At 68.9% G+C, this 26,255-nt stretch carries 23 protein-coding genes; 10 read left to right on the top strand and 13 right to left on the bottom strand.

Features of this window, described 5'->3' with window-relative positions:
- The first annotated feature begins 10 nt into the window (after positions 1-10).
- Positions 11-1,465, top strand: coding sequence for a glycosyltransferase family 87 protein (locus OG558_RS38790; protein WP_405072273.1), 1,455 nt, complete (start codon positions 11-13; stop codon positions 1,463-1,465).
- On the opposite strand, the gene OG558_RS38785 is transcribed toward OG558_RS38790, so the two are convergent.
- From OG558_RS38785 to OG558_RS38765, 5 genes are all read right to left on the bottom strand, one after another.
- Complete coding sequence (locus OG558_RS38785; RefSeq protein WP_405067469.1) at positions 1,462-2,388, bottom strand: threonine/serine dehydratase; 927 nt, start codon at positions 2,386-2,388, stop codon at positions 1,462-1,464. The genes OG558_RS38790 and OG558_RS38785 overlap by 4 nt on opposite strands.
- A 21-nt stretch (positions 2,389-2,409) precedes the next feature.
- Entirely contained in the window at positions 2,410-3,258 is an 849-nt protein-coding gene (locus OG558_RS38780; protein WP_405067468.1) for a RimK family alpha-L-glutamate ligase, read from the bottom strand.
- Positions 3,215-4,558: a glycosyltransferase 87 family protein gene (locus OG558_RS38775; protein WP_405067467.1), complete on the bottom strand. Its 1,344-nt coding sequence runs from the start codon at positions 4,556-4,558 to the stop codon at positions 3,215-3,217. Before OG558_RS38775 ends, OG558_RS38780 begins: the two co-directional genes overlap by 44 nt.
- Positions 4,559-4,772: 214 nt before the next feature.
- Positions 4,773-6,047, bottom strand: a complete 1,275-nt coding sequence (locus OG558_RS38770; RefSeq protein ID WP_405067466.1) for a DUF2064 domain-containing protein — start codon at positions 6,045-6,047, stop codon at positions 4,773-4,775.
- Positions 6,044-6,694 carry a glycosyltransferase family 2 protein gene (locus OG558_RS38765; protein ID WP_405067465.1) on the bottom strand — a complete coding sequence of 217 codons (651 nt, stop codon included), beginning with the start codon at positions 6,692-6,694 and terminating at the stop codon, positions 6,044-6,046. Before OG558_RS38765 ends, OG558_RS38770 begins: the two co-directional genes overlap by 4 nt.
- Positions 6,695-6,816: 122 nt before the next feature.
- Here OG558_RS38765 and OG558_RS38760 point away from each other — a divergent pair, with 122 nt between their 5' ends.
- Entirely contained in the window at positions 6,817-7,515 is a 699-nt protein-coding gene (locus tag OG558_RS38760; RefSeq protein WP_405067464.1) for a response regulator transcription factor, read from the top strand.
- On the top strand, positions 7,512-8,669 hold the full coding sequence (locus OG558_RS38755; protein WP_405067463.1) for a sensor histidine kinase: 1,158 nt from the start codon (positions 7,512-7,514) through the stop codon (positions 8,667-8,669). The genes OG558_RS38760 and OG558_RS38755 overlap by 4 nt, the downstream gene beginning before the upstream one ends.
- On the opposite strand, the gene OG558_RS38750 is transcribed toward OG558_RS38755, so the two are convergent.
- On the bottom strand, positions 8,652-9,686 hold the full coding sequence (locus OG558_RS38750; RefSeq protein ID WP_405067462.1) for an NAD-dependent epimerase/dehydratase family protein: 1,035 nt from the start codon (positions 9,684-9,686) through the stop codon (positions 8,652-8,654). The genes OG558_RS38755 and OG558_RS38750 overlap by 18 nt on opposite strands.
- Positions 9,683-10,456, bottom strand: a complete 774-nt coding sequence (locus tag OG558_RS38745) for an S-methyl-5'-thioadenosine phosphorylase (protein ID WP_405067461.1) — start codon at positions 10,454-10,456, stop codon at positions 9,683-9,685. Before OG558_RS38745 ends, OG558_RS38750 begins: the two co-directional genes overlap by 4 nt.
- A gap of 86 nt (positions 10,457-10,542) precedes the next feature.
- Between OG558_RS38745 and OG558_RS38740 the strand changes: the two genes are divergently transcribed.
- Together OG558_RS38740 and OG558_RS38735 are read left to right on the top strand one after the other, a co-directional pair.
- Positions 10,543-11,028 (top strand): hypothetical protein, encoded by a 486-nt coding sequence (locus tag OG558_RS38740; protein ID WP_405067460.1) that lies wholly within the window; start codon positions 10,543-10,545, stop codon positions 11,026-11,028.
- Positions 11,025-11,993, top strand: a complete 969-nt coding sequence (locus OG558_RS38735) for an RNA polymerase subunit sigma-70 (RefSeq protein ID WP_405067459.1) — start codon at positions 11,025-11,027, stop codon at positions 11,991-11,993. The genes OG558_RS38740 and OG558_RS38735 overlap by 4 nt, the downstream gene beginning before the upstream one ends.
- On the opposite strand, the gene OG558_RS38730 is transcribed toward OG558_RS38735, so the two are convergent.
- Complete coding sequence (locus OG558_RS38730; RefSeq protein ID WP_405067458.1) at positions 11,975-13,630, bottom strand: bifunctional 3'-5' exonuclease/DNA polymerase; 1,656 nt, start codon at positions 13,628-13,630, stop codon at positions 11,975-11,977. The genes OG558_RS38735 and OG558_RS38730 overlap by 19 nt on opposite strands.
- Positions 13,631-13,697: 67 nt before the next feature.
- On the opposite strand from OG558_RS38730, the gene OG558_RS38725 reads away from it, so the two are divergent.
- The 5 genes from OG558_RS38725 (at position 13,698) to OG558_RS38705 (ending at position 17,982) form a co-directional block, all read left to right on the top strand.
- Complete coding sequence (locus tag OG558_RS38725) at positions 13,698-15,053, top strand: PLP-dependent aminotransferase family protein (RefSeq protein ID WP_405067457.1); 1,356 nt, start codon at positions 13,698-13,700, stop codon at positions 15,051-15,053.
- A 74-nt stretch (positions 15,054-15,127) separates the two neighbouring features.
- Positions 15,128-16,027, top strand: a complete 900-nt coding sequence (gene pdxS / locus OG558_RS38720; RefSeq protein WP_405067456.1) for a pyridoxal 5'-phosphate synthase lyase subunit PdxS — start codon at positions 15,128-15,130, stop codon at positions 16,025-16,027.
- Complete coding sequence (locus OG558_RS38715) at positions 16,024-16,596, top strand: DUF6891 domain-containing protein (protein ID WP_405067455.1); 573 nt, start codon at positions 16,024-16,026, stop codon at positions 16,594-16,596. The genes pdxS and OG558_RS38715 overlap by 4 nt, the downstream gene beginning before the upstream one ends.
- A complete protein-coding gene (gene pdxT, locus OG558_RS38710; RefSeq protein WP_405067454.1) occupies positions 16,593-17,186 on the top strand; it encodes a pyridoxal 5'-phosphate synthase glutaminase subunit PdxT in 594 nt (197 codons plus the stop codon). The genes OG558_RS38715 and pdxT overlap by 4 nt, the downstream gene beginning before the upstream one ends.
- 34 nt (positions 17,187-17,220) lie before the next feature.
- On the top strand, positions 17,221-17,982 hold the full coding sequence (locus tag OG558_RS38705; protein ID WP_405067453.1) for a YebC/PmpR family DNA-binding transcriptional regulator: 762 nt from the start codon (positions 17,221-17,223) through the stop codon (positions 17,980-17,982).
- 167 nt (positions 17,983-18,149) lie between these two features.
- Here the strand turns inward: OG558_RS38705 and OG558_RS38700 are convergent, their stop codons facing one another.
- The 5 genes from OG558_RS38700 to OG558_RS38680 all read right to left on the bottom strand — a co-directional run bounded on the left by OG558_RS38700 (position 18,150) and on the right by OG558_RS38680 (position 26,252).
- Positions 18,150-19,013, bottom strand: coding sequence for an alpha/beta fold hydrolase (locus tag OG558_RS38700; RefSeq protein ID WP_405067452.1), 864 nt, complete (start codon positions 19,011-19,013; stop codon positions 18,150-18,152).
- A 91-nt stretch (positions 19,014-19,104) separates the two neighbouring features.
- Positions 19,105-21,795: a Tat pathway signal sequence domain protein gene (locus tag OG558_RS38695; RefSeq protein ID WP_405067451.1), complete on the bottom strand. Its 2,691-nt coding sequence runs from the start codon at positions 21,793-21,795 to the stop codon at positions 19,105-19,107.
- Positions 21,768-24,350: a Tat pathway signal sequence domain protein gene (locus tag OG558_RS38690; RefSeq protein WP_405067450.1), complete on the bottom strand. Its 2,583-nt coding sequence runs from the start codon at positions 24,348-24,350 to the stop codon at positions 21,768-21,770. Before OG558_RS38690 ends, OG558_RS38695 begins: the two co-directional genes overlap by 28 nt.
- Positions 24,347-25,240, bottom strand: coding sequence for a carbohydrate ABC transporter permease (locus tag OG558_RS38685; protein ID WP_329478503.1), 894 nt, complete (start codon positions 25,238-25,240; stop codon positions 24,347-24,349). Before OG558_RS38685 ends, OG558_RS38690 begins: the two co-directional genes overlap by 4 nt.
- Positions 25,241-25,253: 13 nt before the next feature.
- Entirely contained in the window at positions 25,254-26,252 is a 999-nt protein-coding gene (locus OG558_RS38680) for an ABC transporter permease subunit (protein WP_329478501.1), read from the bottom strand.
- Positions 26,253-26,255: the final 3 nt, after the last annotated feature.

The raw sequence follows: 26,255 nt of genomic DNA, 5'->3' as shown, positions 1-26,255 counted from the left end.
ATAGGAGATGATGCCCACCGTGACCGGACCACGTACCCAGGACGCGCAGGACCGGCAGACGCCGTCGGAGGTCGATCCGGCCGTCGCCGGGCTGACCGTTGGGCTCGGTGGGCCGATCGGGCGGTTCGCCCGGCTCAGTTCGTCCTGGTGGACGCCGCTGCGGATCGCGCTCGCGGTGTGCACGATCACCTTCGGTCTCGGCGTACTGCAGAAGGCGCCGTGCATGGAGGCCGGGTGGGACCGGCAGAGTTGGCGGCCGTTCAAGGCGCTGTGCTACTCCGACATCGGGTTCCTCTACCAGGAGCGCGGGTTCGCCGAGGGCAACCGGCCGTTCCTGGACACCGGCAACTACCCCGTGCTCGAGTACCCGGTGCTCACCGGCGGCTTCATGGAGGTCGCGGCACAGCTCACCTGGCTGATCACCGGTGACCCGAAGAAGGACCTGACTGTCGAGCAGAAGCGCGACACCGCCGGCGTGTTCTTCGTGGTGAACGTGGTGCTGTTGTTCCTCTGTGCGCTGCTCATCGTCGGCCTGACGGTCGCCACCGCGCGTGGGGTCGAGTCGCGTCCGGGTGCGGCCCGTGGCCAGCCGCTGGACGCCCTGTACGTCGCCGCCGCGCCAGTGCTGGCGTTGACGTCGACGATCAACTGGGACTTGTTCGCGGTCGCACTCACAGCCGGGGCGATGTACGCGTGGTCACGCGGCAGACCGATCTGGTTCGGCATCCTGCTCGGGCTCGGGACGGCGGCGAAGTTCTACCCGTTCCTGCTGCTCGGGCCACTGCTGATCGTGTGCATCCGAGGCCGCAAGCTGTGGCCGTGGTTCCAGGCAGCGGTGGCCGCGGCGGTCGCCTGGGGTCTGGTGAACGCGCCGATCTACCTGCTGGCGAAGAACGAGTGGATGTCGTTCTGGACGTTCAACGACCAGCGGGAGAGCGACTACGGCTCGATCTGGTACGTGCTGAAGCTGGCGAAGCACGAGGTCGCGGACGTCAACCAGCTGAACATCGTGATCTTCGCCGGACTCTGCCTGTCGATCGCGATCCTCGGGTTGATGGCGCCGCGCCCACCGCGCTTCGCGCAGCTGGCGTTCCTCGTGGTGGCGGCGTTCCTGCTGATCAACAAGGTGTACTCACCGCAGTACGTGCTGTGGCTGCTGCCGCTGGTGGCGCTCGCGCGGCCGCGGTTGCGGGACTGGCTGATCTGGCAGGCGTGCGAGTGCTTCTACTGGATGCTGGTGTGGATGCATCTGGCCCAGTTCCTGGCACCTGGGAATCCGGAGATCCCGGACCGGATCTACTGGTTCGCGGTGATCGTGCGGATGGCCGGCACACTCTGGCTGATGCTGGTGGTGGCGCGCGACATCCTGCTGCCGGAGAACGATCCGGTCCGCCAGGGCAATCTGGTCGACGATCCGAGTGACGGGGTCAGCCCCGGCGCCCGGGCCCGGCTCGCGCCTGCCTAGAGCATCAGCTTCGCGACATCCAGGTTGCCGCCGCTGACGACAGCGGCGGTGACGCCTTCCGGTTGAAGGCCCTGGATGAGTGCGGCGAAAGGTGCGGCGGCCGCGGGCTCGAGGGCGAGCTTGGTGCGCGACATGACCAGTCGCGTCGCCTCCAGCAGCGCGTCCTCACTCACGCGTACGACGCTGTCGACGTACTGCTGGATGAGCGGGAAGTTGCGCGTGCCGCAGACCGGCGCCGCTAGCCCATCGGCGATCGATCGGGCCGTCGGGAGCTTCTGCGCCGAACCCGCCGCGAGGCTGCGGCTGACCACGTCGGCCTGCTCGGGCTCGATGCCGATCACGCGGATCTCCGGCTTCACCAGCTTGACCGCCAGCGCGACGCCGGAGATCAGCCCGCCGCCGCCCACCGGGACGAGCACGGTGTCGACGTCGGGGCGGTCCTCCAGGAGCTCCAGCCCGAGGCTGCCGTGGCCGGTGATCACGTCCTCGTCGTCGAACGGGTGGACGCCGGTCAGCTTCCGCTCGTCCCGGATCCGCTCGTACTGGGCCATCAGGTCGCCCTCGACCAGCTCGACGGTTGCGCCGTACCCGCGGGCCGCGTCGATCTTGGCCGGTACGGCGGTCCTGGCCATCACCACGGTCGCCGGGACACCGGCGTCCCGCGCGGCCCACGCGAGCGCGCCGGCCGCGTTCCCCGCCGAGACGGTGATCACCCCGCGCTCCCGCTCCTCGGCACTCAACCGGAGCAGCTTGGTCAGCAACCCGCGCACCTTGAAACTGCCGGTCTTCTGGAACAGCTCGGCCTTCAGCACGAACTCGCCGCCGAAGCGTTCGTTCAGCGCGGTCGAGGTGAGGACCGGCGTCCGGTGAATCCGGCCCTTCAGCTGGTCAGCGGCCTGGCGAATGTCCTCGAGGGTCGGCATACCGCCGACCCTATCGGTCGCTCAGATCCGGGCAGCCACCGCGGAAGCGAGCTTCTGAGTGGCTTCGGGGGACTGGGGGAAGAACAGGTAGGGCTCGATCAGTTCGAGCTCCATCAGGAGGAAGCGGCCGTTCACCACCAGGCCGTCGACGCGGGCGTAGAGCGGGTGGACGCCGGCCGTGGTGAGGACCGTGCGCGCACTCTCCAGTACGGCGGGCGGCGGGTCGGCCGGGGTCGCGGCGCCGCCGAACATCAGCTGGACCCGGTAGTCGCCGGCCACCGGACGCTGCACGACCGCGTGGCTGAACTCGCCGTCGATGAACACCAGGGACCACTCGCCGTCGGTCTGGACCTCGGGCTGGAACGGCTGGACCAGGTAGACGGTGTCCGGAAGCTCGTCGATCGCCTGGTCGAGCTCAGGAGACCCGGCGATGCCGCGGATCGTGTGCGTGGCGCCCGCGCCCACGGTCGGCTTGATGACGATCTCCTGACCGTTGAGGCCGGTGACGACCTCGCGCAGGCCCGCGCCGGCGCCGATCTGGGACGGCACGATCGCCACGCCACGCTCGCGCAGTTCGAGCAGGTAGCGCTTGTCGCCGTTCCAGCGGACCAGGTCGGAGTCGTTGAACACCGGTACGCCGGCCTTGTCGAGCTGGGCGAGCCATTCGGTGAAGTCGTCGTACCGCTGGTGGTAGTCCCACACCGAGCGCAGCAGGATCGCGTCGTACGCGGACCAGTCGACCGACGGGTCCGTCCAGACCTCGGCCACCGGGTCGAGGCCCGCGGCGCGGAGGGCGTCGACGAGCGGGAGGTCGTGTTCGTGCAATTCAGCCTGTTCGGCCGACGTCGCGAGGGCGATGCGTTTCGTCACGCCGATCAGTGTTGGCAGGCAGTGGGCGCGGCGTCAAACGGCTTTGGCGATCAGCCCGATGACGGAGCGTGATGGCGGTGACAACGATGACGGCGGCGACGAGGTGGATCAGGCCCTGCCGGGTGTCGTGCCCGAAGCTCGCATAGGCCAGGTACGAGGCCAGGGGTACGGCGATCCACTCGGGCCGGCGCGCGAGCACCGCCAGCGCGATCAGGGGGAGGCCGTACCACGGGTAGGTGGGGGTGGCGACGAGGAGTGCGGCGCCGTACAGCCAGCAGCAGGTGACGGCGATCGGCTCGTGTTTGGACCGGTGGAAGGCGAGTACGGCGAGGGCGACCGCGAGTACCGCCGCGGCGAGCTGACGGACCTCAGGAGGCAGCAGGAGCGCGAGAATCGCCGATCGGGAGCTGCCGTCGTCGAAGCCTTCCTGGGCCAGATAGCCGGGCAGGAAGCCGAGCACCAAGGTGCCGGCGGCAACCAGGTAGGGGACGTACGACGCGGCGAAGGTGCCAACGGCAACTACCGGCCGCCGGGCGCGGAACGCGGGGAGCAGCAGGAGTGGGAGGAGCTTGACGCTCGCGGCGGCGCCGAGAAGAACCGCGGCCAGCTTCGGCCTTCGGGTCGTGGCGATGACGGCGGCTGCGATCAGGAGAGCGGCGAGGACGTCGACGTGTGCGGCGTTGCCGGCTTCGAGGGCGACGATCGGTGACCAACCCCACAATGCGGCCCACCGGGGATTGTCTACTGCCAGTAGCCAGGTGAGTACGACGGCGAGCAGTGCGGCGGCGATTTGCAGGCCGAGGGTGCCCGCGGACCACGGCGTGACCAGCGCGACCGCGGCGAAGTACGCCTGCGCCACCGGCGGATAGATGGTCGGCACCCGCGGCCGGTTGATCCGGGTCCTGGGGTCGTCAGCGGACAGCGCTGCGAGCGCGGCCGGATCCTTCGGCACCCGCGGCGGCCCTGTCACTCCCGACCGCTGGTCCGGCGACAGCCCCGGGAACAACACCGGATCCCGGAGTCGCGCCAACGCGTCATCCAACGGCACCTGCGAGTACGGCGAACTGCCGGACAACTGCACCCGCCCGTCCCACACGTACCGGTAGGCGTCCGTGCTGGTGATCGGCGCCTGAGTCAGCCCCGGCACCTGACAGACAGCCGCAACCAGCACCACCCCCAGCACACCCAGCCCTTTGACCCGCCACACCACCCCCGCGACCATCAGGCTCCCCACCACCAACACCACATTCGGCCACCAACTGGACGCCGACGCCACAACGACCGCCACACTCGCCGCCACCGCGACCCCTCCGCCGGCGGCGCCCCCGACCCAGGCACGCCGACTTTGTGCACCAGGTCCGTGCCCGGAGCCCGAAATCATGCGGACACCATGCACAAAGTCGCAGATCGCGGCGAATGCGGCGAGCGCGGCGAAGCGGCAGCGACGAGGGCAGGGACGAGGGCGCCGGCGAGGGTGGTGGCTGCGGCGGGGCGGTGGCTGCGGCGGGTCGGCATCAGGCGATCCGTGCCGGGGTGGTGGTCCGGCGGAGGGCGAGGAAGGCTCGGTGGCCGGCTCGCCAGTCCTCGGTGGCGTGCAGGTGGGCGGCGGAGGCGTGGCGGAGGACGGCGCGCGCACCGACTCTTGCCCAGGGCAACGGTGTCGAACGGCGGCCGGTGGAGCTGCGGAGGACGATCGGGGCGGTGTCGTCGAGGTCGTCGTCCGGGTCGACCTCGACCAGCACCAGCCCGTCGGGGCGGATGAGCTCGGCACACCGCCGGAGGAGGTCGGCCGGATCGCCGCCGATGCCGATGTTGCCGTCCATCAGCAGCACACTGCCCCACCGCCCCTCGCCCGGCAGGCGGTCCTGCACCGGCCGCCGGAGCGCCGCCGCACCCCGAGCGGTGGTGAGCGACACCGCCCGCGGCGAGACATCCACGCCGAGCGCCGGTATCCCCCGCTCAGCCAACGCGGTCACGATCCGTCCCGGTCCACAGCCCACGTCGAGGACCGGCCCTTCGCACCGGCTCAGCGCAAGCCGGTCGACCTCGTCGGCGGGCGACTGCCACCGATCCAGTTCCGACAGCGACGGCACGGTCCGCCCATCGATGCCGGTAGCAACGACTCTCGCCGTACCCCCGAGCGCCTGCTCGAACAGCAGGCCCGGATGGGCCGCGTGCTGCAACCGCCGATAGAGCCTCGAGACTCGCAACGACGGATACGCGGCCGCGAGGTGCGCCGCATCGTGCGGCGTGTCCATGTCTCGCAGGGTCGGCAACAGCAACACCCGCAGCCCGAGCATCCTGAGCCGTCGCAACTGGTCGATACCGGTGTGATCGGTCGACATCGGTACGCCGATCAACGCGCGCCGATCGGGCACCCGCAACCCGAGGCACCAGTAGCCGCCATCGTCGGTCAGCCCGAGTACGGCGTCATGCCCGGACCACCGGAATCCCAGCAGCCCCGGCGTGAGCTGTGGCGTGTCCATGCCGACCAGAAGCATCGGCGTACCGTCGAACGCGTCCTCGAACGCCGCCGCCAGCCGCTCGTTCAGCCCGCCCCCGCGCTGCCCGATCACCTCGAAACCGTCCGGAAGCCACGGCCCAGGATCGCCCTCGAGCGCGAGAACGCGTCGCGAGGCCGGCGTCGAGCGGACGGCACTCAGCGTGTCCACCAGCGAGGCCCGCGCCAGCGCCGCAGCCTCCGCGGCGGTGAATTCGGTCTGCAGCCGCGTCTTCACTCGCCCCGGCACCGGCTCCTTCGCGATGACGATCAGCGTCCCGCGAGTCATCGCGCCAGCACCTTGGACATGTCGAGGACGGCCCGCGCCGCGCCGAGCGGCGTCCCCGTGACCTTGGAGCGACCGGAGCGCGGCAGGTAGTCGACGTCGACCTCAGCGATCCGCCAACCGGCATCGGCCGCGCGTACGACGGTCTCCAGTGGGTACCCGGATCGCCGGTCCAACAGACCGAGGCCGAGGAGTGCATCCCGCCGGGCCGCCCGCATCGGGCCGAGGTCGTGCAGGCGCACTCCCGTACGGCGTTTGATCCGCCGGGACAACTCGGCGTTCGCCAACCGGAGATGCCAGGGCCAAACGGCCCGCGAAACGGGTCGACGGCGGCCGACCATGAGATCGACACGGCCGGCCAGCAACGGCGCGGTGACGCGGACCAGTTGCCGCGGATCGAGCGACGCGTCGGCATCCATGAATGCGACCACCTCGGCCTCGGCCGCCTCCAGGCCCGCATGACACGCGGCGCCGTACCCGCGCGGCTCGCACCGTACGACGATCGCGCCCAGGCCGGCGGCGACCTCCGCCGATCCATCGGTGGAACCGTTGTCGACGACAACGGCCCGGACGCCGGCCGGCAGCCGTTCGAGCACCCAGGGCAGGGCGGCGGCCTCGTTCAGGCACGGGAGGACGAGATCGACTGACACTCTTCGACCGTAGGAAAGATCGGGTGGCGCCGGCGGCCGAACGCGGCTACGGCTCTCTTACGGCGTTCGCCGCCGCGGGCCGGACCGGGCTAGGCCCCGTCCGGACGATCTAGGCTCTGACCGTGGCTACTCGTGTACTCGTCGTCGACGACGACCCGACCGTGTCCAACGTCGTCTCGGCGTACCTGACCAAAGCCGGGTACGACGCCCGCGTGGTGGCGGACGGGGTCGCGGCGGTCGAGGTCTGGCAGCAGTGGAAGCCGTCGGTCGTCGTACTGGACGTGATGCTGCCCGGACTGTCCGGGCTCGAAGTGCTGCGCCGGATGCGCGCGGCCGACGACGGCGCCGCGGTGATCATGCTGTCCGCGCGGGGCGAGGAGGAGGACCGGCTGGTCGGGCTGGAGGTCGGCGCGGACGACTATGTGGTCAAGCCGTTCAGCCCGCGCGAGCTCACGCTGCGCGTGCAGGCGCTGCTGCGTCGCGAGGAACGGCTGGCCGGCCTCGACCTGACGCCGACCAAGATCAGCGCCGGTCCGGTCATGGTCGACACCGCGGCGCGGCGTGCCTCTCTGGACGGGGCCGAGCTGGCGCTGACGCATCGGGAGTTCGATCTGCTGGCGTTCCTGGTGTCGCATCCGGGCAAGGCGTACACGAAGGCCGAACTGCTGCGCCGCGTCTGGGGCTGGGACTTCGGTGACTCGTCGACCGTCACCGTGCACGTTCGCCGGCTGCGGGAGAAGATCGAGGTCGATCCGTCCGATCCCCGGTTGGTCCTCACGGTGCCGCGGACGGGCTACCGGTTCGTCGGAGATGCCGAATGAACAAGGACATGTTCACGATCCTGGCGCTCACCACGCTGTGGACGTTGATCGTCGCCGGGCTCGGAGCGGCAATCCTGTGGCAGTTCCGGCGTCGGTCGTTGCGGATCACGATGATCGTGGCCGCGCTGGCGCCGATGGCGGCCGCCCTGGCCGCGGTACTGCAGAGCGTGCGGGCGATGTTCATCTCCGAGCACGACTCGTGGGTGGTGCTGTGGACGCTGGCGTTCGCGGCATTGCTCGGACTGGGGATGTCAGTGCTGCTCGGGCACTGGATCAGCACGGGCTCCCGGGACGTTGGCCGTCGGTTGCGTCACCTCGGTACGTCGTACGAGCCGACGGCCGAGCTGACTGGCGCAGTACCGGCCGAACTGGCGGAGCTGACGGACGAGCTGGAGATGACACGTCGCAAGCTCGCCGCGTCGCACGAACGGGAGCGCGCGCTGGAGGCGAGCCGGCGGGAGCTGGTCGCGTTCATGTCGCACGATCTGCGGACGCCGCTGGCCGGATTGCGGGCCGTGTCCGAGGGACTCGAGGACGGCGTGATCGACGACGTACCCGGTGCGCTGCGGCAGATGCGGGCGACGGTCGACCGGATGACCGGTTTGGTCGATGACTTGTTCGAGCTGTCCCGGTTGTCGGCGGCGCCTCCGCCGCGGCATCGGTCCGCGGTCAGTCTGCGCGAGCTGGCGGAGGACGTGGCGGGGGAGAACGGTGAGCATGCCCGTTCGTCCGGGGTTCGGCTGGCAGTGTCGACGCCGACAGACGACGATCGGCTCGCCGTCCAGGGCGATCCGGACGAGCTGACCCGCGCGGTCACCAACCTGGTCGGCAACGCGATCCGCCATACCGCACCCGGTGGAACCGTCACCCTGGCCGTCGACCGCGAGCCCGACGGCCGCGTCCGCCTCGCGGTCAGGGACGGCTGCGGCGGAATCCCCAGCGACGATCTCGACCGGGTCTTCGACATCGGCTGGCGCGGCGACGAACAGCGGACACCCGAATCGGCGTCCACTGGCGAAGGTGCCAGATCGAGCGGCGGCGGCCTGGGGCTCGCGATTGCTCGCGGCGTCGTCGAATCACACGACGGCAACATCGCCGTGAGCAATATCGACGGCGGCTGCGCCTTCCAGATCGACCTACCCGCGAGCGTTTGAGAGCAGGTCCGCGAGACCGGTGGTGAGGTCGTAGCCCGGCTTCCAGCCCAGTTCGTTGCGGAGGCGGTCCGCGGACGCCGTGATGTGGCGGACGTCGCCCAGGCGGTACTGGCCGGTGACGACCGGCGCCGGGCCGTCGTAGGCGCGCGAGAGTTCGGTGGCGACGTCGCCGATGGTGTGGATGGTGCCGCTGCCGACGTTGTACGCCGCGAACGGGGGCTGGTGGGGGAGTGCGGCGGCAGATGTGGTCACGGCGGTGGCGATGTCGCGAACGTGGATGAAGTCGCGGCGCTGCCTGCCGTCCTCGAAGACCTTCGGTGCCTCGCCGCGTTCCAGCGCCGAGCCGAAGATCGCCGCGACTCCGGCGTACGGCGTGTTCCTCGGCATGCCAGGTCCGTAGACGTTGTGGAAGCGGAGCGCGGTCACCCTGCCGCCGGTCTCGCGCGCCCACGTCTGGGCAAGGTGCTCACCGTTGAGTTTGGTGGCCGCATAGGCGTTCCGAGGATCGAGTACGGCGTCCTCCTCGACGAGACCCGGGTGGAGTTGGGCGCCGCAGACTGGGCACGGTGGTTCGAAGCGGCCCGCGTCCAGGTCTTCGGTGCGGCGTGGACCGGGGGCGACGCGGCCGTGGCGATCACAGTCGTAGCGGCCCTCGCCGTACACGACCATCGAGCTGGCGTAGACGAGGTGTTGGATCTTGGCGTGGGCGAGTTGCCGGAGCAGGACCGCCGTACCCAGGCTGTTGCTGGAGACGTAGTCGTCCAGATCGTCGAGGTCGACGCCGAGTCCGACCTTCGCCGCCAGGTGGATGACGGTGTCGATCCCGTCCAGTGTGGCCGCGACTGTCGCCGCGTCACGGACGTCGCCGACGACCAGACCGGGACGTGGCGCCGGCTGGTGCGCATGGACATCCGGCCGGAAGGAATCGAGGACGATCACGTCGTGGCCCTCGGCAACGAGCTGGTGACGGACGTGCTGCCCGATGAATCCGGCCCCGCCGGTCAGCAGCACTCTCACCGCGCCGCCGTCCCGTCGAGGGCGTGCCGGCAGGTGCAGTCGGCGTCCGGCTTGGGGAGCTGCCCGATCACGTTCCTGAGCAGGTCCTGCAGTCGCTCGATGCTGCCCTTGAACGCGGTGAAGACCTCGGCCTGCGTGACGCCAGTGCCCGACTCGACGCCCGCATCGTGGTCCGTGACGACGGCGATCGAGGTGTAGCAGAGCGCGAGTTCGCGAGCGATCGCCGCCTCGGGCGCTCCGGTCATGCCGACGACCGACCAGCCTTGTGCCGCGTGCCACCGCGACTCGGCGCGGGTGGAGAAGCGCGGTCCGTTGATCACCACCATCGTCCCCTCGGGTACGACGTTGCCCGCGGCAATCACCGTCTCCCGGCCGGCCGGACAGTACGGGTCGGCGACGGACGTGTGCACCACCGGCTGGTCGTCGTACACCGTCTGAGCCCGGCCCCAGGTGCGATCGACGTACTGATCGGGGACGACGAACGTGCCCGGCACGAGCTCAGGCTTGAGCGAACCGACCGCACACGGCCCGAGAACCTGCCGTACGCCGAGCTCGCGCAAGGCCCACAGGTTGGCGCGATAGTTGACCCGATGCGGCGGGAAGCGGTGATCGGCCCCATGCCGGGGGATGAACGCGACCTCCCGCCCGTCGAGGTCGCCGACCACCGGCGCCTCGCTGGGCGGGCCGAACGGGGTGTCGATCTCGACGGTCTGTGTGTCGGACAGGAACGTGTAGAAACCGGAACCGCCGATCACGCCGATGTCAGCCATGATCCCGACGGTAGTGCCGCCGGGCGCGGCGACTACCGGATTCGCCCGGACCGTCAGCGCTCCGTAATCGATGATCGAATGGTGCTGTGAAGGTGTCCTGGGCGCTGCTCGCGATCGGCGTGGTGCTGCTGTTGTTCGGCGCTTACGCGAGCTGGACCGCCGGCCGGCTGGACCGCCTGCACCAGCGGGTCGAGATCGCCCGCGCCTCCCTGGAGACCGAACTCGCCCGGCGCTCCGCCCTGGTCGCCGAGCTGGCCGGCACCGGCATCCTCGACCCGGCGTCGTCCCTGCTCCTACTCGACGCGGCTCATTGGGCCCGGACCGCCTCGCTGGAGACGCGTGAGCAGGCCGAATCGGCGTTGACCCGTGCTTTCCATGCCACCGGCACCGACAAGGAACCGTGGGCCGGCGAACTGAGCCTGGCGATGCGGCGGGTCCAGTTGGCGCGGCGTTTCCACAACGACATCGTGGTGTCGACGCGCGACCTGCGGCAGCGCCGGCTGGTGAGGTGGTTCCGGCTGGCCGGCCACGCGCCGATGCCGGGCACGATCGAACTGGAGGACGGCAGTTGACCTTCGCGGAGGAGGCCGAGCGGTACCGCCACGAGCTGCGGGTGCACTGCTACCGGATGCTCGGCTCGTACGACGACGCCGAGGACATGGTGCAGGAGACGTTCCTGCGGGCGTGGCGCCGGCGCGACGACTTCGAGGGTCGCTCGTCGTTGCGCGCCTGGCTCTATCGCATCGCCACCAACGCCTGCATCGACGACGTACGCCGCAAGCAGCGAGTCCTCCCGTACCAACTCGAACCGGCGTCCTTCCCCGCCACCGCCCTCCCACCGCGCGAGGACGTGCCCTGGCTCCAGCCGTTCCCCGACATCCTGCTGGACCGCGCGGACGAGCCGGATGCCGTTGTGATCCGTCGCGAGACGATCGAGCTCGCGTTCCTGATCGCGATCCAGCACCTTCCACCCCGGCAGCGCGCGGTCCTGATCTTCCGCGATGTCCTCGGCTGGCCCGCCAGTGACACCGCGTCGGTCATGGAGCTGACCGTTGCCGCCGTCAACTCCGCCCTCCAGCGAGCCCGGCCCGTGCTCGGCGAACACCTTCCGTCGCACCGGTCGGAGTGGTCGGCCACTCCGTCTGCTGATGAGCACGACCTGCTGCAGAAGTACGTAGCCGCCTGGGACGCTGGTGACCCCGCGGCGCTCGCAGCCCTCATGCACGAGGACGTCCGCATCACGATGCCGCCGTACCCGTTCTGGTTCGAGGGCCGGGCCGCGGCCGAACGCGTGCTCGCCGCCAACCTCGACCCGGCCGGGAACGCCTACCGTGGCACCTGGCGTTTCCTGCCGACCGCGATCAACCGCCAGCCCGCGCTCGCCGCCTATCTGCGCGGCCCGGGCGAGACCGTCTACAGCCCGTTCTCCGTCGACGTCTTCCGCGTCGAAACGAACCTGATCGCCGAAATGACCGCCTTCGAGATCACCGAGTTCTCCCGGCTCGGCCTGCCCGGGCACTACTTCGCGTCGGCGTAGGTCTCGACGGTGGCGGTGGTGAAAGCGAAGTTCGTGGGGGTCGGCCCGAAGGTGAGGGTGCCGGCCAGGGTGCTGGCGGACTGGATCGCTTCGGTGACCACCGAGGCTTCGTCGGCCGGGCAGTGGACGATCACCTCGTCGTGCTGGAAGAAGACGAGCTCGGCCTTGAGATCGGCCAGTGACTGGCGCAGGGCGGCGAGCATCAGCAACGCCCAGTCGGCGGCGCTGCCCTGGACCACGAAGTTGCGGGTGAAGCGGCCTCGGGCGCGGGCGTGACGAGCGTCGGTCTGGGGCTCGTCTGCTGGTGGTCCTTCCAGCATCGCGGCGTCCAGAGGAGTGCCGGACGGTGGGCAGGTCCGGCCCAGATAGGTGCGGACGAGCCGTCCTTCCTCACCGGCGCGCGCGGCGTCGTCGACGTACGCAACCGCCAACGGGAATCGCTTCCGCAGCATGGCGAGGTTCTTGAGGCCGTCGCCGGAGGTCTGGCCGTAGATGGCGCCCAGTACGGCGACCTTGGCGGTGGCGCGGTCACCCGAGAACGCCTTGTCCGAGACAGCCTTGTAAAGGTCGCCCGGGTCGCTCGCCACCTCCATCAGAGCCGGGTCGCGCGAGATGGCGGCGAGAATGCGGGGCTCCAGTTGGGAAGCGTCCGCGACCACCAGACGCCAACCAGGATCGGCGACGACGGCACGGCGAATGACCTTCGGGATCTGCAGACCGCCACCGCCGTTGGTGATCCAGCGACCGGAGACCGTGCCGCCCGGAACGAAGCCAGGCCGGAACCGGCCGTCATGGACCCAGTCGTGCAGCCAGGACCAGCCGTTCGCGGTGTAGATGCGATAGAGCTTCTTGTACTCGACCAGTGGTGCGACCGCCGGATGGTCGATCGTCTCGAGCTCCCAGCGGCGGGTCGACTTCAGCTGATACCCGGCCTGTTTGAACGCCTTCAGCACGTCGGCCGGCAGATCCGGTCGCACCCGCCGCCCGAACGCCGCTGACACCTCGTCCGCGAGCTCGGTCAGCCGCCGCGGCTCCCCGGTCCCGCCGAACCGATCGCCGAGCAACTCCGTCAGTACGGCGCGATGCGCCGACTCGCTCCACGGCAGGCCGGCGCGATCCATCTCGGCCGCGATCAGCATCCCCGACGACTCCGAGGCCGTGAGCAGCCGCATCCGGTCCGGATGCTCCGTGAGACCGTGCCGCCTGAGCTGGTCGGCGTACATCCTCAGGAGAGCGTCGAAGGCGACGGGTTCGGCAGCGATCTCGAACAACGACGACTGCTCACCAGGCACGACGCCCCGCAGCGGTGGATCCGGCGGCACAGGCTGACCACTCAACCGTGCCCAGGCGGCCGCCGCCGATCGCGGCTCACCCAGCCGGCCCTCGTGCCCGAGCAAGAGGCCTTCGCTGTTCTCGATGTCGTAGCAGCGTTCCACCCGGACGCCGCTCGCCAGCAACCGCGGATAGATCTCGGCCGACGACCGCCACACCCACCGCGTCACCTGCGGACGCGAAGCCACCGCGGTCGCGAGGTCCGGCTCGTGCACCGCCTCACCGGCAGGCTGCCCGTCCGGATGTAGCGCGACGAGGATTGCCCCGCCACCCTCCTCCGGCGCGATCGCCCACCGCTCGTCCATAGGCAAATACAAGCACCCGGGACGGACAGTTCTCGGAGGGTCAGGCCAGTGGTGGGAGACTGGACTTATGTGGCGGGAGAATGACCTGGACGCGGCGGACGGGACGAAGACCGAGCAGGTCGAGGCTCTCGTGCTGCGCCGGATCGAGCGGGGTGACCTGTCGATCGGATCCCGGCTCCCCTCGGAGCGGGTGCTGGCCGAGCGACTCGGGTTGAGCCGCGTGACCGTCGTCCGGGCGCTGGACCACCTGCGGGCGGACGGCGTACTGGAGACGAAGCGCGGCTCCGGCACGGTCGTCCGGCCTATCGACCGCCTCCTGGACCCGATCGCGCCCGCGTCGACCGTCACCGCGGGGGACCAGCCGGTGCTCGACCTACGCTTCGCGACGACCGCGGCACCGCACGATGTCGCCGAGGTGGCAGCGCAGATCGTCGAGGACGGCCTCCCGCAGGCCATGGGTGGCGACGGTCCGCCGCCGGGCGGGTCTATCGAGCTGCGTATGGCGCTCGCCGAGCGACTGACCATGGAGGGCGTACCGACCGAGCCGGATCAGTTGACGCTGACCGTGGGCGCAGCAGCCGGCCTGAATGCCGCACTGGCCGGACTGGACCTCGGACCGGGTGTCGCGATCACCGAGACACCGACGTACCCGGCTGCCTTCGATCTGCTCCGCAAACACCGCCTGGACGTCGCCGGCTGGCCCGCAGGCGTGTGGGACACGGATCAGCTCACCCACCTCTGCCGACGGCACCGGCCCAAGGTCATCTACCTGCAGGCGGACAACCACAACCCGACCGGACTCAGTCTCCCGGCGGACCGTCGTACGGCGGTAGTCGAGATCGCCAGGCGGTACGGCGCTGCCCTGATCAGTGACGAGACCATGCGACCGCTCTGGCTGGCCAGCGGGGAGCAAGCCGAACCACTGAGTCGCTATCCGCGCACTGTGAGTGTTGGCTCGCTCTCGAAGACGGTGTGGGGCGGACTGCGCGTTGGGTGGGTCCGTACCGGCAAACAGCTCAGACGACGCATCAACACGGCCGCACAGCTCAGCGTGGCGTCACCCAGTGCACTGGACGACCTCTTGGCCCAGGCGATCGTCCACCGGCTCGACAAGGTGATCAGCCGGCGCCGGACCCGCCTGCGCGCCAACCTCGCGGCGCTGGAGACGGGCCTCAGGACGCTCGACGGTGTGGCCTGGCCCACGCCCACTGGCGGGATGACGCTATGGCTGGAGTTGACCGAAACCAGAGCGCGCCGAGTGCTGGAGGCAGCCCGTGGGCACGGCCTGCTGCTGGGCGCCGGCGACCTGTTCACGCCCGAGGGCACCGACCGAAGGCACATCCGGATCCCGTTCACCGCACCGCCCGCGACGCTGCGGCTGGTAGTCGCCCGGCTGGGGGAAGCGCTGGCTCAGTCCACTTGATCCGAGGTGGACTGAGGATCGGTGCCGTCGTCGACCTAATCTGGACAGTGAGCCCCACGACCAGGAGGAAAGCAGTGACGGAGAACGAGACCCCTCAGACCGGTACCGCGAAGGTCAAGCGCGGCATGGCGGAGATGCTCAAGGGCGGCGTGATCATGGACGTCGTCACCGCGGAGCAGGCCAAGATCGCCGAGGACGCCGGTGCGGTCGCGGTGATGGCGCTGGAGCGGGTTCCGGCCGACATCCGCGCGCAGGGCGGCGTCTCCCGGATGAGCGACCCGGACATGATCGACTCGATCATCGGCGCCGTCTCGATCCCGGTGATGGCCAAGGCCCGGATCGGTCACTTCGTCGAGGCGCAGGTGCTGCAGAGCCTCGGTGTGGACTACATCGACGAGTCCGAGGTCCTGACCCCGGCCGACTACGCGAACCACATCGACAAGTGGAACTTCACCGTTCCCTTCGTCTGTGGCGCGACCAACCTGGGCGAGGCGCTGCGCCGGATCACCGAGGGCGCGGCGATGATCCGCTCCAAGGGCGAGGCCGGCACCGGTGACGTGTCCAACGCGACCACCCATATGCGCCAGATCCGCCAGGAGATCCGCAAGCTGCAGAACCTCCCCGAGGACGAGCTGTACGTCGCCGCCAAGGAGTTGCAGGCGCCGTACGAGCTGGTCAAGGAGGTCGCGCAGGCCGGCAAGCTCCCGGTGGTGCTGTTCACCGCCGGTGGCATCGCCACCCCGGCCGACGCCGCGATGATGATGCAGCTCGGTGCCGAGGGCGTGTTCGTCGGCTCCGGCATCTTCAAGTCCGGCAACCCGGCCCAGCGCGCCGAGGCGATCGTCAAGGCCACCACCTTCTACGACGACCCCGACGTACTCGCCAAGGTCTCCCGCGGTCTGGGCGAGGCCATGGTCGGCATCAACGTCGACGAGATCCCGCAGCCGCACCGGCTCGCCGAGCGCGGCTGGTGACGACACCGGAAGGTCTGCTGGCGGTGGACGAACGGACCGCCCGGGAGCTGCGGGGACTGGCCCGCGTCCTGGTGCGGTCCGGGTACGCCGACCACGCCGCCGTCTCGGCCGCGTTGACGGAGGCCGTCCAGGAGGACGCACCGTCGATGGACGCGGCCGCTCTGGTGCCGCTGCTGATCGGCGAGGCCTTCATGGATCTCCAGGCCGAGGCCGCCGACTGGCCGGCGACCACGGATCCTGACCGGCTCGACGCCGTACTGGCCGAGCTGGAGTCCCGCGGCGTCGTGGTGGTCCGCTACACGGCGGACCACCACGCCGCCAGGCAGGTGCTCGAGGCGGCCGCGGATCCGAAGGGCCTGGTGTTCTTCACCGACACGGACGTCTGGCACGCGGTCGACTTCGGCATGCTCGAGCTCAAGCTCTGGCACCCCGACACCGCCAATGTGGCGCCGGGCGAGCCGCTGCTGGAGGACGTGCTGTCGCTGCTACACCACTACGACCTGCCCGCGGTCTTCGACGAGGGCCGCATCGAGGTCACGCTCGACTGGCAACGAAGGGTGACGCTATGACCGTGATCGGTGTGTTCGCGTTGCAGGGGAACGTGCGTGAGCACGTGGCGATGCTGACCGAGGTCGGCGTCGAGGCCCGGCCGGTACGGCGTCCGTCCGAGCTGGAGCAGGTGGACGCGCTGGTGCTCCCGGGTGGTGAGTCGACCACGATGGACAAGCTGGCCCGGGCGTTCGAGCTGTTCGAGCCGTTGCAGAAGCGGATCGCGGACGGGATGCCGGTGTTCGGCACCTGCGCCGGGATGATCATGCTCGCGAACGAGATCACCGGCGGGATCGAGGGCCAGGAGACGCTCGGCGGACTCGACGTGACGGTCCGCCGGAACGCGTTCGGGCGGCAGGTGGACTCGTTCGAGGCGGACCTGGAGTTCGCCGCGTTCGACACGCCGTACCACGCGGTGTTCATCCGGGCACCGTGGGTGGAGCGGGTCGGCCGGGACGTGGAGGTACTCTCGACGGTGAGGTCGGGCCCCACCGCGGGTAGGATCGTCGCGGTTCGCCACGACCGGCTGCTGGCCACGTCGTTCCATCCGGAGATGACCGGGGACGCCAGGCTGCACGGCTACTTCGCCGAGCTGGTCCGCAGCCTCTGAGTCAGTTGCAGCGGTAAGAAGGGTTGGGTTCGCCATGTCAGGCCACTCCAAGTGGGCCACCACGAAGCACAAGAAGGCCGTCATCGACGCGAGGCGCGGCAAGCTCTTCGCGAAGCTGATCAAGAACATCGAGGTGGCCGCCCGGATGGGCGGTGGCGACCCTGGCGGGAACCCGACCCTGTACGACGCCATCCAGAAGGCGAAGAAGACCTCGGTCCCGAACGACAACATCGACCGCGCGATCAAGCGTGGTTCCGGCGCCGAGGCCGGTGGCGCGGAGTACCAGACGATCATGTACGAGGGCTACGGCCCGAACGGCGTCGCGATGCTGGTCGAGTGCCTCACCGACAACCGCAACCGGGCCGCTGCCGACGTGCGTACGGCGATGACCCGCAACGGCGGCTCGCTGGCCGACCCGAACTCGGTCGCGTACCTGTTCAACCGCAAGGGCGTCATCGTCGTCGCCAAGGACCAGGACGGGAAGTCGCTGTCCGAGGACGACGTGATGGAGGCCGTGCTCGAGGCCGGTGCCGACGAGGTGAACGACCTCGGCGAGTCCTGGGAGGTCGTCACCGAGGCCACCGACATGGTCGCGACCCGGACGGCGCTGCAGGACGCCGGCATCGACTACGACTCCGCCGACGTCCAGTTCGTCCCGTCCATGACGGTCGAACTCGACGCCGACGGCGCCGCCAAGATCTTCCGCCTGATCGACGCCCTCGAAGACAGCGACGACGTCCAGAACGTCTACGCCAACTTCGACGTATCGGACGAAATCATGGCCGAAGTCGGGTAATGGTGATGGGGCGGAAGTTGGCGTTGCGCCGCTGTGCCCGATTCCACGTATCGGACGAAATCATGGCGGAAGTCGGGTAATGATGATGGGGCGGAAGTTGGCGTTGCGCCGCTGTGCCCGATTCCACGTATCGGACGAAATCATGGCCGAAGTCGGGTAATTGCGCGTCAGCGAGTGGTGTCCCTGGCCAGGAACTTGATGACGGTCTGGACGAATTCGTCCGGACCATCCACCCACGGACTGTGCGCGGCACCCGCCTGGAGGATGTGCTCGCCGCGCGGGAAGAGTCCAGCCACCTCGGCGGCGGAGTCCGGACGCGGGGAACCGTCCAGCTCACCGGAGATGACCAGGACGGGCACATCCAGTTCAGCCAGTACGGCGCGGGCGCCGTCCGCGCCGTCGAAGGCGCCCGGGGCCAGGTAGGCGTCCGCCGCCTCCTCGTCGAACCACTCCTCGCACGCGGCGGCGTGCGCCTGCGCGGCGGCATCCCATCGACCGTAGGAGAGGCGGTCGAGCAGCGTGAAGTCCGCGCCGCTCGCCTCCCCGGACACAGCCCGCTCGAAGGCCGGCCGGACCTCCTCGTACCAGGGCTCCTCCTGGCGCAGTTCCAGCGCCTCGCGACGCCGCTCGACGGGGAAGTCGATCCCGGCGGTGCGCGCCCGCGCGCAGACCAGGACCAGCGAGCGCACCCGCTCCGGGTAGCGGGCCGCGTAGGCCAGCACGAGATCACCAGCGGCCGAGTGGCCGAGAAGATCCAACTGCTCCAGTCCGACGGCGACGCGCAGTGCCTCGATGTCCTCAGCCTGCCGGTCCACCCGGAAGCTCGCGAGGTCTGCGGGCCTGGCCGAGTCTCCCGTGCCGCGCAGGTCCAGCAACACCAACTCCCGCTGCGCGGCCAGCCCACCGAGGTCGCCGAAGTAAGCGGAGCGCATCATCGGCCCGCCGGGGATGCAAACGAGCGGTCGGTCACCCCCCGAGCCCTTTCGGTGGTAGGCGAGGCGGGTGCCATCGGGCACGTCGAAGGTCAGCATGAGCGGGATACTTGCAGGTGGCACGATAGCCCGCCACGGAATAAGCGACCTGGTTGCGATGGCACCACGCCTCCCGGCTCGAGTTGGCGGGCTACGGGTTGACGATCTGGTTGCCTACCAGGGCGAGGGTTTGGATGGCGGCCAGGCCGTAGAGGGCTGTGGTGTTGGTGGAGACCCACTTGGCGGCTTGAGTTGGGTTGAGGGTCGAGGTCACCTGCTCGGACGACCAGGGGAGGTTCGGGCCGTAGCCGTCGCCGGTGTAGAACTCCTTCCAGGCCCGCGCGGCCAGGTCGTCCCGGTTCAGGCGTACGGCGGCGTACGCGGTGAGTCGCGAGTGGCCCTGGCGGAGGATGAGGTTGCCGAAGTACGCGCCACACTCGGCCGTCTGCTCGGCGCGGGTGGCGTTGAAGAGGCGGCAGTACTGCAACCACGCCGCCTCGAACGCCGGCAGGTCCACCAGGTCGATCAGTTCGGCGCAGATCTCCACCTGCCCGAACATCGCGCTGAGGTGCGACACGCTGACGGTCTTCTCCGTCACCGGTGCGAACCGGCCGGTGTCCAGGTCGTACAGACCGCTCCCGGTGACGAAGCCGTTCGGCATTGCGCCGATCGTCTCCATCGTGCCGAGAAGCTTGCTGTGGGCAACGTCGGCCTTCGGGCCCTGCCGCTCCCACTCGGTCAGCCACGCGGCGGCCAGACCACTCCAGTCGGTACCGAGGCCGATCGACAGCGCATGCGGGTCCGGCTCGTACGGCTCGGTCCTGATCTTCCGCAGCGGATCCAGCACCAGGAACGTCCGGTCGGAGTCGACCAGCTCCGACAGCAGGTCGCCGGTACGCTCGTCGGCCGTCAGGTAGTAGTAGAACCGCCGGTAGATCGCCGTACTGATCCGCTGCTGCTTCGCACTGTCCGCCCAGTGCTGTACGCCGTGTCGCGTCCCCAGTCCGGCCCACTGCCCGAGGTGATAGACGTCGACCTCACCAGTGTGTCGCGTCATGGCCTCGGCGAACCGGAAGATGTCGGCCCGGCCGGTCCGCAGGAACGAGTACCAGAGCCAGAGATCCGGCGACAGCTCCGAGTTGTCCCACGCGTACCCACCCACGTCGTACCGCCACACCAGCCGGTCCTCGTCGAACGTGTGCATGATGTCGCCGTAGTCCCAGAACCCGTACCAGTGCCGCGACTCGACCTGACCCCGGTAGAAGTCGAACAGGAAGTCCAGATGATCCTCGATCGACTTCTTCGCCGGCACCGATCGATCCACCGGCGTGACCAGCCCACCGAAGACCCGCGTGTTGACGATCTGGTCCACCGGGTTGATCAACTGCGGTGGCGTTCGCACCTGGTCAGCCATGTCACCCAGCCGAGCAGCCGTCGGAGTCGCCGCCAGCGCCCAGAACGTCAGCTCGGACGTCCGCGCGATCCCGTAGGGCGTGCCGAAGGCCGGCTCGTAGTCCTCATACGTGATCTCGAGCGCGTCCAACTGCTTCGGGTAGGTGTCCTCGCCCATCCCGTCGTGGTAGAACCGCGTGTCCATGGCACCGGCCTCAGGCGACCACAGCCACACGGTGACCTCGGCCTCCTCGGTCGCGGCGCCACGGATGTCCAGCTGGGTGGGGTGACGCTGCCAGAAGTCCCTCAAACCAAAGGCGAACCCACCACTCACGCCACCGACGTACCCGAGCCCGGACGCGCGCCCGCCCTGATCGACCGAGACCCAGCCGAACCCCTTCTTGGTCCGCTTCTTCACCGTGAAGCCGTCGGCGTTCAGCTGACTCAGCGAATAGTCACCCCACTCGGGGATCCATTGCAGCCGCGTCGTCACCCGCTGGTCCCACGTAGCCGGATCAGGCAGCTTCGTCCCAGCGATCTGCGCTGCACGGACGGCGGCACCCGGGTCACGCCGCAACCCGGTGATCCCCTTCACCGCCTCGGACACCATGCCATGGCCCTCGCCGACGAACCGGACGTGCCGGTCGTACGCCGCATCCCGCAACGGCACCCGGAAGCGCACACCGAGCCCGGCGATGTAGTCCTTCTGCCCATCGCGGTCGTAGACGAACGTGTGCACCATCCGCACGTTCTCCGCCCCGGCCACGAAGTACAGCCGCACCGAGAACGGCAACCACGTCTTGCCCTTCCGCGACTTGTGCCGGCCGTCGATCCGCACCACCGCGCGGACCGGTCCCGCCTGCTCGACGGTGACGCCCGTGATGTCGCTGTCGTAGCGTTCCCGGACGCTGCCGCCTTCCTCGTCCTCGGCGATCTTGTCCTGCTTCAGGTTGACGAGCTCGCCCTTCCGGGCGATCAGCGTGTCACCACGCCAGATCTGGCTGACCAGCTCCGAGCCGCTCTTGCGGATCCGGGTCTTGATCACGCCGGTGTCGACGTCGACGTACGTCTTCTCGTTCTTGACGGTGACCGGTTGCGCGGCCGCGGCCGCCGTACCCGGGCCGAGTGTGTACGACTCGGCCGGTGCGTCGACCGCGATCGCATGCGCACTCCACTTCAGGGACCCGTCCGGCCAGTACGCGGTCGGCCAGCTCTGCACCGGTACGGCGCTGCCGTCGGCGGCCGTGAGTGCGAACGACTGGTTCGCCGGTACGGCGCCTTTCGGCCACGGCGTACCCCAGGTCGTCACGGCTGCTGTGCTCGGCTTGCCTTCCAGCCAGCTGAGCTTCACCTCGGGTACGTCGGCCACAGCCGTGGTGCCGGTGTCGAGCAGGGACGCTGCAGGTACGGCGGCCATACCTGCTAGGACAGTGCGTCGGGAGACCTCCATGCCTTTTCACCTCTGTCAGGTCGGTGTTCAGGGATCAGGGACAGGTTCTGGATCGCTGCCAGCGCGTACTGCGACGCGCCGTTGGTGCTGACGAACGCGGCCTCGTCGACCGGCATCAGTGCGCCGTCGATCGCGGTGGTCCGCCACTCCGTTTGACGTTGCATTGCATTGCGGTTGAGCTGGTCGCCTTCGTCGACGAAGAACTTGTGCCAGGCCAGCCGGGCCAGCTCCGCGTCCCCGCTGCGGCTGGCGGCGTACGCGGCGAGCCGGCTGTGGGCCTGGACGAGTGAGATGCCTTGGAGCGGTTGACCGACCTCGGCGGCCTGCTGCTCGGGCGGCAGCAGGTAGAGCCGGCAGTAGTCCAGCCACGCCTTCTCGAACCCGGGTACGTCGAGGTCCAGGTCGATGAGCTCCGAACAGATCTCGGGCAGCCCGAAGAGCGACGACAGGTGTGACACCGCGATGGAGCGTCGGCTCGTGTCGAACCGCCCGGTGGACAGGTTGAGCCGCGCATTGCCGGTGAGGAAGCCGTAATGGAGTGCCGCGATGTCGGCCATCGTGCCGACCAGCCGTGCCCGGGCCCGCTCGTCCCCGTGCCGCTCCCACCGCGTGAGCCACGCCGCGGCGAGCGCACCCCAGTCCACGCCCAGCTCGACAGACAGCGCATGCGGGTCGGGGGAGTAGACGTCAGGTCGCACCTTGCGCTGGGGATCGACGACCAGGAACATCTCCTCGATCGTCGCCAACTCGTCCATCAGGTCGCCGGTCCGCTCGTCCGCGGTGAGGTAGTAGTAGAAGCGCCGATAGATCGCGTTGGAGATGCGCGCCTGCTTGCAGCTGCACCCCCAGTGCTGCACGTTGTGCCGCGAACCGAGACCCTTCCACCGGCCGAGGTGGTGTACGTCGACCTCGCTGGTGTGCCGGGTCATCGCCTCGGCGAATCGGAACACGTCCGCCCGACCGGTCCGCAGGTACTGGTACCAGAGCCACAGATCCGGCGAGAGCTCGGAGTTGTCCCACGCATAGCCGCCGACGTCGTACCGCCACGTGTGCCGGTCCCGGTCGTAGGTGTGCATGACGTCGCCGTAGTCCCAGAACCCGTACCAGCGCCGTTGCTCTCGCTGTCCGACGTAGTACTGGAAGAGGAAGTTCAGCCGCGCCTCGATGTCCTGGTGGTCGGCGGTGGGCAGACTCCAGCTGCCGAAGACACCCGTCTCCAACAGCCGTCCTGGAGCGACGGCGAGTAGACCGGGGGAGTTCAGCAGCGCTGCGTGCTCGGCCAGGTCGTCAGCGGACGGAGTGGTGTCGTGGACTCGCAGTGTCAGCTCATGGGTACGCGCGATGCCGTGAGCGTTTCCGAAGCCCGGTTCGTAGTCCTCGTAGGTGATCTCGAGTCCTTCGAGCTGTTCGGCGTGCGTGTCCTGGTCCATGCCGTCGTGCCAGTAGCGCACGTCCATGGCCGGTGCACTGGGCGACCACATCCAGGCCGTCGCGGTCGCGAGGTCGGTGGCCGCGTTGCGGATGTCCAGGCGGGTCGGGTGGAGCTTCCAGAAGTCGCGGAGTCCGAAGCCCAGTCCGCCGCTGACACCACCGACGTACCCATAGCCTGGCGATCTGGTGCCGGCCGGGATCGTCACCCACGCATGATCCGCGCCGGTGCGCTTGTGCAGCGTGAAGCCGTCGGCGCTGCCCTGGTCGAGGGTGTAGTCGGTCCACTGCGGGATGAGGTGCAGACGGTCCGACACCTCAGAGTTGGGGATCTCCTCGACCGCATGGCCTGCCACCTGCTCACGTCGTACGTCCTCACCTGGATCGCGGCGCAGACCGGTCAGACCGCGGACTGCCTCGGTGAGGAAGCCGGACGGCCCGGCCAGGCGGATGTGGCGGTTGTGGGGTTCGTCGCGCATGACCACGTCAGCGCTGAGTCCCAGCCCGGCCAGGAAGTCCCGGTCGGGATCGCCGTCCCAGATGAAGCTGTGCACGATGCGTACGTCGGTGGCGCCGGCGTAGAAGTAGAGCCGGACGGAGAACGGCAGCCAGTCGCCGTGTTTGCCTTCCAGCCTGACCACCGCGCGGACCGGTCCGTCCTGCTCGACAACAAGATTGTCGACAATCGCCGTGGTCTGTTGCCGGTGACGCCCCAGATCCTCGTCCGGCGCGTCTTGTCGCACGCTGACCAGCCGGACCTCGCGCACGACCTCCTGGTCGCCGTCTGCGATCGAGGCGATCAGCGACGGCTTGCGCAGCGTCCATGTGACCTCGCCGGTCGTCACCCGGACTTCAGCACCGGACCGCGTCACTTGGACCGGCCGGCTCGGCGTCGTCGGCGCGCCGGTGACGAGTTCGTACGACGACTCCGGGTGCTCGGACGGGCCGATCGCGTGGGCGGACCACTTGATCGAGCCGTCCGGCCAGGTCGCGGTCGTCCAGCTCTGCACCGGCGTACCGTCGGCGATCGCGAACCGGGTGCCCTCGGCAACCGTGCCGCGCGGCCACGGGACGCCCCAGGAAACGCCTTGCCGGCAAGGAGTTTCCAGCCATTGCAGTGTGGTCATTCTTTCACCGATCCGATCAGGACGCCTTTGGCGAAGTGCTTCTGCAGGAACGGGTAGAAGAGCAGGATCGGCAGTGTCGCCACCACCACGACCGCGAACTTCAGGCCCTGCTCCGGGAACGTGACGGTCTCCAGTTGCTGCAGCACGTTCGCCGAGTCGGCGTTCGCCGCCGTGAGCTGGCGGACGATCATCTGCAGCGTCCACTTGTGGCTGTCGTCGATGTAGAGCAAAGGCGACATGTAGTCGTTCCAGATCCCGACCGCGTAGAACAGCGAGAACGTCGCGATGATCGGCTTCGACAACGGCAGCACGATCCGCAGGAACACGTTCAGCTCGTTGCAGCCGTCGATCCGGGCCGCCTCCTCCAGCGCCTCGGGCAACTCCTGGAAGAAGCTCTTCACCACGATCAGGTAGAACGGGTTGATCGCCAGCGGCAGGATCAGCGCCCAGTAGCTGTCCAGCAGACCCAGATCCCGCACCACCAGGTACGTCGGGATCATGCCGCCGGTGAACACCAGCGTGAAGATCACCAGATTCAGTACGAGTGCCCGCCCCGGTAGGAACCGCTTCGCCAACGGGTAGGCCATGGTCAGCGTGAGCACCAACTGGATGACCGTGCCGACCGCGGTCACGCCGATCGTGGTCAGCAACGCCCGCACGAACGTGTCGGTGGAGAAGATGTAGTGGTAGGTGTCCGTGACGAACCTGTGCGGCCACAGGAAGAACGGCCGCGAGCTGATCTCGGACTCGGTCGCGAACGACCCGGCCAGGACATACAGCAGCGGCAGGACCGTGACCAGCGACAGGGCGGTCAGCACGACGGCGTTCAGGACGTCGAACGCGCGGCTGCCGCGGGAGTCGTAGTACCGGACGGAGTGGTTGGTTGCCATGGTCACAGCCCCTTCAGAACAGGCCTCGCTGGCCCAGACGCTTGGCCAGGAAGTTGGAGCCGAAGATCAGCACGACACCGACGACGCCCTTGAACAGGCCGACCGCCGTCGCGTAGCTGAACGAACCCTGCGTGATGCCGACGTAGTAGACGAACGTGTCGAACACGTCGGCGACGTCGCGGTTGAGTGAGGTGGTCATCAGCCAGATCTGCTCGAACCCGGAGTCCATCAGATGACCGGACGTCAGGATCGCCATCACCACGATCGTCGGCCGGATCGCCGGCAGCGTGATGTGCCAGAACTGCCGCCACCGGCCGGCGCCGTCCACCCGGGCCGCCTCGTACAGCTGTGAGTCCACCCCGGCCAGTGCGGCCAGGTAGATGATCGTGCCCCAGCCGGTCTGCTTCCACAGCAACTGCAGCACGATCAACGGCCGGAACCACGCGGCCTGCGCGACGTAGTCCGTCTTCTGTCCGCCGATCAGGCTGTGGATCCAGTTCGCGATCACGCCGAAATCGACCGAGAACAGCAGGTACGTCAGCGACGCGACGATCGTCCACGACAGGAAGTGCGGGATGTAGATCAGTGACTGCACGGACCGTTTCAGCACCCGGACGCGCAGCTCGTTCAGCATCAGGGCGACGACGATCGGCGCCGGGAAGACGAACACGATCGTGAGCAGCGCGAGCAGCAGGGTGTTGAACATCAGCCGGCCGAAGTCCGGTCCGGTGAACAGCTCCTGGAAGTGCTTCAGCCCGACCCACTCACTGCCCGAGTAGCCCAGGAACGGCACGTAGTCCTTGAACGCGATGGTCAGGCCGTACATCGGCAGGTACTTGAAGACGACGAAATACGCCAGACCAGGTAGCAGCAACAGGTACAGCCAGCGGTACCGCAGCAGATCCCTCCACAACGGCACCGCACGCGTACGGCGTTTGCGCTTCGGAGGGGACGCCTGCCGCGGAGCACCCGCGGCAGGCTGTACCACCTCCGGCACCAGATCGGTGGCCATGGA

This window comes from Kribbella sp. NBC_01510 (assembly GCF_045040325.1).
Classification (GTDB): Bacteria; Actinomycetota; Actinomycetes; order Propionibacteriales; family Kribbellaceae; genus Kribbella.
The sequence above is the reverse complement of the archived record's forward strand: the minus strand, read 5'-3'. Positions and strand labels throughout refer to the sequence as shown.